7 protein-coding genes are annotated in these 7,401 nt (G+C 68.3%); 5 read left to right on the top strand and 2 right to left on the bottom strand.

The window, feature by feature from the left end:
* The 5 genes from DMH12_RS35865 to DMH12_RS35885 form a co-directional block, all read left to right on the top strand.
* A partial coding sequence (locus DMH12_RS35865; protein ID WP_125495489.1) for a VWA domain-containing protein occupies positions 1 to 623 on the top strand: 623 nt, incomplete at its 5' end.
* A 121-nt stretch (positions 624 to 744) separates the two neighbouring features.
* Complete coding sequence (metG, locus tag DMH12_RS35870; RefSeq protein ID WP_125495490.1) at positions 745 to 2,361, top strand: methionine--tRNA ligase; 1,617 nt, start codon at positions 745 to 747, stop codon at positions 2,359 to 2,361.
* Positions 2,362 to 2,478: 117 nt separating this feature from the next.
* Positions 2,479 to 3,003, top strand: a complete 525-nt coding sequence (locus tag DMH12_RS35875) for a hypothetical protein (protein ID WP_125495491.1) — start codon at positions 2,479 to 2,481, stop codon at positions 3,001 to 3,003.
* A gap of 9 nt (positions 3,004 to 3,012) precedes the next feature.
* Positions 3,013 to 5,700 (top strand): ATP-binding protein, encoded by a 2,688-nt coding sequence (locus tag DMH12_RS35880; RefSeq protein ID WP_125495492.1) that lies wholly within the window; start codon positions 3,013 to 3,015, stop codon positions 5,698 to 5,700.
* A 114-nt stretch (positions 5,701 to 5,814) separates the two neighbouring features.
* On the top strand, positions 5,815 to 6,180 hold the full coding sequence (locus tag DMH12_RS35885; RefSeq protein WP_064728890.1) for a PH domain-containing protein: 366 nt from the start codon (positions 5,815 to 5,817) through the stop codon (positions 6,178 to 6,180).
* Between the two features lie 9 nt (positions 6,181 to 6,189).
* On the opposite strand, the gene DMH12_RS35890 is transcribed toward DMH12_RS35885, so the two are convergent.
* Positions 6,190 to 6,390, bottom strand: coding sequence for a DUF397 domain-containing protein (locus DMH12_RS35890; RefSeq protein WP_125495493.1), 201 nt, complete (start codon positions 6,388 to 6,390; stop codon positions 6,190 to 6,192).
* A complete protein-coding gene (locus tag DMH12_RS35895) occupies positions 6,387 to 7,262 on the bottom strand; it encodes a helix-turn-helix transcriptional regulator (protein WP_125495494.1) in 876 nt (291 codons plus the stop codon). The genes DMH12_RS35890 and DMH12_RS35895 overlap by 4 nt, the downstream gene beginning before the upstream one ends.
* Positions 7,263 to 7,401 lie beyond the last annotated feature (139 nt).

Below are 7,401 nucleotides of genomic sequence, written 5' to 3' on the forward strand. Positions count from 1 at the left end.
CCGCCCTCACCACCGCCTACAAGGCCGCCGCCGCCACCCTCAAGACCCACGACCTCACCGGCACCCGCGCCAAGGTCCACCTCGTCCTGGACCGCTCCGCCTCCATGCGCCCGTACTACAAGGACGGCTCCGCCCAGGCCCTCGCCGAGCAGACCCTCGCGCTCGCCGCCCACCTCGACCCCGAGGCGACGGTCCACGTCACGTTCTTCTCCACGGAGCTGGACGGCACCGGCGATCTCACCCTCACCGACCACGAGAACAAGATCGACGAGCTGCACGCAGCGCTCGGCCGCATGGGCCGCACCAGCTACCACGCCGCCGTCGAGGCCGTCCTCGCCCACCACGAGAAGGAAGCCCCCGGCACCCCCGCCCTGGTGGTCTTCCAGACCGACGGCGCCCCGGACGCGAAGACCCCGGCCACCCAGGCCCTCACGGACGCCGCCAAGAACCACCCGAACGTCCACTTCTCCTTCGTCGCCTTCGGCGACCCGGAGAACAAGGCCTTCGACTACCTCCGCAAGCTCAAGACGGGCAACACGTCCCACTTCCTCGCCGGCGAGACCCCCAAGGAGCTCACCGACCAGGAGCTGTACGAAGGCGTACTGGCCGACTGGCGCCCGTAACAACCACCGCACGCCACACCCCACCCGTCGGAGGGGTGGACCGGAGTACGACGAACGCACCCCCGTCCACCCCCCGAAACGCGTGTGAGTCGATCACCGGCGGACCAGTAGGATTTCGCCCATGGCGGCCACTGGAAACGAGAAGCAGGGGACGAAGGCGTTCTACGTCTCGACCCCCATTTACTACGTCAACGACGCTCCTCACCTGGGCCACGCCTATACGACCGTCGCAGGCGACGTGCTCACCCGCTGGCACCGCCAGCGCGGCGAGAAGGTGTGGTACCTCACCGGCACGGACGAGCACGGTCAGAAGATCATGCGCACGGCCGAGGCGAACGGGGTCACCCCGCAGGCCTGGGCCGACAAGCTCGTCACCGAGGCCTGGAAGCCCCTGTGGGAGCACCTGGAGATCGCGAACGACGACTTCATCCGCACCACGCAGAAGCGGCACACGGACCGCGTCCAGGAGTTCGTGCAGGACCTGTACGACAAGGGCGAGATCTACAAGGGCGGCTACGAGGGCCCGTACTGCGTGGGCTGCGAGGAGTACAAGCTCCCCGGCGAGCTGCTCGACGGCGAGGGCGAGTACGCGGGCCAGAAGCTGTGCCCGATCCACAAGAAGCCGGTGGAGATCCTCAGCGAGGAGAACTACTTCTTCAAGCTCAGCGAGTACAGCGAGAAGCTCCTCGCCCACTACGAGGCCAACCCGGGCTTCATCCAGCCCGAGTCCGCGCGCAACGAGGTCGTGAACTTCGTCCGCCAGGGACTCCAGGACCTCTCCATCTCCCGCTCGACCTTCGACTGGGGCGTCCCGGTCCCCTGGGACGACAAGCACGTCATCTACGTGTGGGTCGACGCCCTGCTGAACTACGCCACGGCGGTCGGCTACAACGAGAACCCCGAGAAGTTCGAGTCCACCTTCCCGGCCGACGTCCACCTCGTCGGCAAGGACATCCTCCGCTTCCACGCGATCATCTGGCCGGCCATGCTGATGGCGCAGGGCCTCCCGCTGCCCGGGAAGGTCGCGGCGAACGGCTGGCTGATGGTCGGCGGCGAGAAGATGAGCAAGTCCAACCTGACGGGCATCAAGCCGCAGGACCTGACCTCGCACTTCGGCGTGGACGCGTACCGCTGGTACTTCCTGCGCGCGATCGCGTTCGGCCAGGACGGCTCCTTCTCCTGGGAGGACTTCTCCGCCCGCTACACGAGCGAGCTGGCCAACGACTACGGCAACCTCGCCTCCCGAGTCGCGGCCATGGTCGGCAAGTACTTCGGCGGCGAGCTGCCGGCCGCGACGGCCGACGGGGACGCCGAGAAGGCCATTCACGACGGCCTGACCAAGGCGGTCGCGGAGGCGGACCGCAAGATCGGCGAGGAGCTGGACTTCCAGGGCGGCATCCTGGCGGTCTTCGACTTCGTGAAGCAGGTCAACGGCTACATCACGGAGCAGGAGCCCTGGAAGGTCGCCAAGGACGACTCCCAGGAGGGCAAGGCCCGCCTCGCGACGATCCTCTACACGGCCGCGGAATCCCTCCGCGCCGTAGCCGTACTCCTGAACCCGATCATGCCGGACACCTCCCAGAAGCTCTGGGACTCCCTGGGCGCCGAGGCGGCCCTGGGCGCCCTCGCGGACCAGAAGGTCCAGGACGCGGCGGACTGGGGCCGGCTGCCCGCCGGCGCGACCGTCACCAAGGGCGCGGTGCTCTTCCCCCGTCTCGAGGAGAAGCCGACCGCGTAGAACGTACGCAGCACGTCCAGAGGCCCGGAAACGTAGTGTTCCCGGGCCTCCGCGCTGTCGGGTGGACCGGTGGCGGATGGGTATAGGTCAGTGGACGGCTGCCTACGGGTGGGGGCAATGGGGGAATCAGGACAGGCGCGGCCGGATCAAGCGCGGCCGGACGCGGCCGCGGACACCGCAGCGGACACCGCCGCGATCCGCCACGAGTTCGCGCTGGAGCGATACCGGTACGTGCTGCAGCAGATCCAAGCCGTGAACGAGAACGCACACCGATTCCTCGCCCTCTACCAGACCCTCGCCACCGCCCTCGTCACCGCGGCGCTCGCGCTCTTCGTCGGCTACCGCAAGTGGGAACTGACGGCGGCCACCGCCCGCGGCGGAGTGATCGGCCTGCTGACGCTGGCCACGGTGGTCGCCGCCTTCACCGGCACGCTGATCGTCGTGGGGGCACTCGCCTGGCTCGACTACCGCAACGAGGAGTGCGACATCACCGACGAGATCGTCGGACCCGACTTCCGCAAGCGTCCCCGCCCCGGCAACTTCCTGCGCTGGTACGAGACGTACGTGGTGCTCTTCATCCTCGTCTCGGTGATCACCATGTGGGTGCTCGCCGCCCTGTTCCTCCTGCCCGCGATGAGGTGACCGTTCCCCGTGACCGAGCACGTCCACACGAGCACGAAACTGTGGCAGAACACCCTGGCCGCGCGTCCGGACCCCGACCCGCACGCCGCCCAGCGGGAGCGGCTGCGCACGTCGTACACGGAGTTGCGGAGGAAGGCGTGCGTACTCCTGGAGGAGAACGCACGGAGCATGCCCGACTTCACCGTGCACGACATCAGCCATGTGGACGCGCTGTGGGAGACCGCCGATCTCGTCTGCGGCGACGAGGTCACCCTGAATCCGGCCGAGACCTACGTCCTGGGCTGCGCCTTCGTGTTGCACGACGCGGCCATGGGGTCGGCCGCCTACGGTACGACCGTGCCCGAGGCACTGGGCGAGCAGCGGTGGCACGACCTCGTTTCGCTGGCCTACTACGAACGAGAGGGCTCCTGGCCGGACCGGGAGGAGCTGGGTGATCCGCCCGCGGAGATCGCCGAAGCCTGCGTGGCGACCGCGATCCGCGAGACCCACGCGGAGCAGGCGAAGCGGCTGGTGGATCAGCCTTGGCGGTCGAGCGCGGGGAACGAGATCTTCCTCATCGAGGAGACCCAGCTGCGGGAGTGGTACGGCCCGCTGATCGGCGAACTTGCAGCCAGTCACTGGTGGCCCGTGGACCGCCTCGCCGGAGAGTTCCGGCACTCCATCGGATCCCTGCCCTGGCAGCCCAGCGAGTGGATCATCGAACCGCTCAAGCTGGCCTGCATCCTGCGGCTCGCCGACGCCACCCAGGTCGACAGCCGGCGCGCACCCAGCTTCCTGTTCTCCCTGCGGCGGCCGCGCGGTGTCTCCCGCGAGCACTGGCGGTTCCAGGAACACATCAGCCGCCCCTACCGGAAGGGTGACCGGGTCACCTACAGCTCGCTGCGCCCCTTCCCCCCGCGGGACGCCACTTCCTGGTGGCTGGCGCTGGAGTACCTGCGCGGGATCGACCGCGAGCTGAAGGCCGTCGACGCCCTGCTGCACGACCTCGGCCGGGACCGGCTCGCGGCGCGCGCCGTCGCCGGTGTCGACTCCCCGGAACGCTTCGCGGAACTCTTCCGCGTGCAGGACTGGCGCCCCATCGACGCGGCCGTCAAGGTCTCCGACATCCCCGCACTCGTCGGCACCCTCGGTGGGCAGCAGCTCTACGGGAACGAGCCCGAGGTCGCCTTACGGGAGCTGATCCAGAACGCCCAGGACGCCGTGCTGGCCCGGCAGACGCTTCAGCCCGACTTTCCGCTCGGGCGGGTGGAGATCCGTCTGGCCGAGACCGACGGAGCCTGGTTCCTGGAGGTGCGTGACTACGGCACCGGCATGGACGAGGACACGCTGGTCCACGGGCTGCTCGACTTCGGCACCAGCGGCTGGAGTTCCACGAGCGTCCGCAACCGGCTCCCCGGGCTGGCCGACGGCGGCTTCCGGCCCAGCGGCCGCTTCGGTATCGGCTTCTTCTCCGTCTTCCTGCTCGGCGACCAGGTGGAACTGATCACCCGCCGCTACGACTCCTCGCTCGCAGACGCCCGGCGCCTCACCTTCGACGGAGCCTCGCACCGCCCCCTGCTCACCCCCGTCACCGGCCAGGGCTGGGTGCCCGAAGGAACGACGGTGCGGGTCAGGCTGAGAATCAGTCCCTATGCGTTCAAGGGGTTGTTCAGCCGGACCAACGACGAACGGATGGCCCAGCTCGCCCGGCGCCTCGTCCTGGAGAACGCGGTGCCCATCCACACGTGGGAGCCGAGAGCGACCGATCCCGAGATCATTCCGCCCTTCTCCCTGGCGACCGGATCGCCCGCAGAGGTCTTCGACCGTCTCTACCCGCCCCAGGCGGCCAAAGGACGCGCGAGTGAGGAGAAGTTCCGCCTCCGGATGCGCGACGATTTCGTCAGCAGGGCCACGGAGGTACGTGACGACCAAGGTCGACACATCGGGCTCGCCATGCTGTGGAACAGCATCCAGCATCAGGGGCAGCGTGACTTTCCGGGCATTGTCACGGTCAACGGTTTCCGCTCCGACAACTCCGTCTCGTTCGCCGGCTATCTCGCCGGGCAGCCCAGTCGGGCATCACGGGACAAGGCCGCACTGGTCGCCACCCGGGACCAGATGCGGCAGTGGATGCGTACCCAGGAACAAGGACTGCGCGACGCCGGACTCTTCGACGACTCGCTCCAACTCGAACTCGCCTACACCCTGCACTGTGCCCTCCACCCGCTCGCGGACGACATCGCCTTCGCACTGACATCGCAGGGCGTTCTACGCCTGCCCGACGTGCGCGAGTGGGCACGGCAGCGCAGCGACATCTTCGTGAGCTTCGGGTGGCCCCTCACCTGGCGGACGCGTCCGCCGGAACTCGACCATCGGCTGTCCGGGGAGCGGATCCAACTCCCCGACCACTGCGTCTTCATCTGCCAGTACGGCTTCGACACACCCCTTTCGGAGGTGTTTCCGTCAACCATCCACCGGGACGGTGCGTACGAGTTCGCCCGCGACCATGCCACGCTCACCTGGCAAAAGCACTGGTGGCACATGTCGGACGACTTGTACGGCCTCTTCGTCCGCGTCCTGTGCGAGGTGTGGTCCTGCTCGCTCGAGTCCCTTCTGGCGCCTCTTGAGCGGCGTGACTGGTCTGACAGCATCGACGTGGACGGCGAGAGTCTGGGCCCCGTGTCCGGCTACCGCTTCCGACGACCCTCGAACGACTGAGGCCGGTCACGTCACACGCTCGTCACAGCACGGGACCGGCAGAGGACGATCCTTCTCCCGGTCCCCGCGGTTTGCGAGGATTCGGATAGCAGCAAGTTCACGCGAGGGGGAACCATGGCACTGTTCGGCAACGCCCACAGCATCGACCCGGCCCAGGCGCAGCAGGAGTACGCGCGCCTGCTCGGCCAGGGTGAGCAGGTGTACGCCGCGTACCTGCTGATCCGCGACACGATCCTGTTCACCGACCGGCGGCTGATCCTGATCGACAAGCAGGGCATCACCGGCAAGAAGACGGAGTACCACTCGGTCCCGTACCGCAGCATCACGCACTTCGCGGTCGAGACGGCCGGCACCTTCGACCTCGACGCGGAACTGAAGATCTGGCTCTCCGGCTCCCAGGTCCCCATCCAGAAGACCTTCACCAAGGGCGTCGACATCTACGAGGTCCAGGCCATCCTGACCCAGTTCGTGGCGCGGTAGCGGAAGAGGTCAGCTCCCGGAGGCGTACGCCACGAAGTCCGCCCATGCGTCCACGCCGAGCGCGAGGCGGGGCCCGGCGTCGCGGTACTTGGAGTCGCGGACGTGGGTGGTGCGGGGGGCGAGGGCGATCTCGACGCAGGAGTTGCCGTCGCCGCTGCTGCTGTAGCTGCTCTTGAACCACGTCAGCGTGGAGTCGTCCCTGGTGCTCATGTCTCTCCAAGCATCTGCTCGATGAACGCCCGCGATTCCCGGGGCGTGAGCGCCTGGGCCCGGATCATGCTATAGCGCAGGTCAAGGATGCGGATCTGCTTCGGGTCGCTCACGGGACGGCCGTTGAACGCTCCCTCGGAGCGACCCACCGCCGTGCCTTCCGGGAACTTCAGCTCCTCGATGAGCCCGCCCGTGCCGAAGTGGTCCTCGACCTCCGTCGGCATCACCTGGATCGACACGTTCCGCAACTCCCCCAGCTCAAGCAGGCGTTCGAGCTGTCGACGCCACACCATTCTGCCCCCAACCGGCCGCCGGAGCGTCGACTCTTCCTGGACGAAGGTGAGCGTCGGCGCGGGTGACCGATCGAAGATCGCACGGCGAGCCATACGTGCGGCCACCATGCGCTCCGTCTCCTCGTCCGAGTAGGCGGGAAGCCACGCGCCGAACAGCGCCCGCATGTGCCCCTCGGTCTGCAACAGACCCGCGACGTTGCTGTTCTCGTACACCCCGATCTCGACCGCCCGCGCCTCCATCTGCGCCAGATCCCGCACTTTCTTCGGGTACCGGACCTTGGCCACGTCCTCCCGCATCGCCGCGAGGAGACCGCCCGCCCCGAGCACCTCGTCCGCCCGCTCCAGGTACTCCGGCCTGGGGATCCGCTTCCCGCCCTCGATCTTGTAGACGAGGTCCTCGCCGTACCCCACGGCCCGGCCGAAGTCGCCTGCCCGCATCCCCACGGCCTCGCGCCGCAGCTTCAACTGCCGCCCCACCGTGGCGATCACCGCCACGCCCCACTCGTCGTCCGGGTCGACCTCCCACCCCGGCTCGTCAGCCTCGGTCCTCAGCTGCCGAACCTCGCCGTCCACCGACATGCGCGCCCCTCCGTCGTACCGCCCCGTACCAGCCACGCCCTACCCGTCAACGACGCCCCGACAAGCCTGGACACGACCGGACAGATCACACCCGGCCCGCCCCCGAAGCCACCGGAACCTGACGCCTCAAGCTCCGGCC

Origin of the sequence: Streptomyces sp. WAC 04229, assembly GCF_003947455.1 — a bacterium.
Classification (GTDB): Bacteria; Actinomycetota; Actinomycetes; order Streptomycetales; family Streptomycetaceae; genus Streptomyces.

Bases quoted from the DNA above. Each gene is read 5' to 3' on its own strand.
- metG (WP_125495490.1), top strand. From the start codon at position 745: ATGGCGGCCACTGGAAACGAGAAGCAGGGGACGAAGGCGTTCTACGTC.
- DMH12_RS35875 (WP_125495491.1), top strand. From the start codon at position 2,479: ATGGGGGAATCAGGACAGGCGCGGCCGGATCAAGCGCGGCCGGACGCG.
- DMH12_RS35885 (WP_064728890.1), top strand. From the start codon at position 5,815: ATGGCACTGTTCGGCAACGCCCACAGCATCGACCCGGCCCAGGCGCAG.
- DMH12_RS35890 (WP_125495493.1), bottom strand. From the start codon at position 6,390: ATGAGCACCAGGGACGACTCCACGCTGACGTGGTTCAAGAGCAGCTAC.
- DMH12_RS35895 (WP_125495494.1), bottom strand. From the start codon at position 7,262: ATGTCGGTGGACGGCGAGGTTCGGCAGCTGAGGACCGAGGCTGACGAG.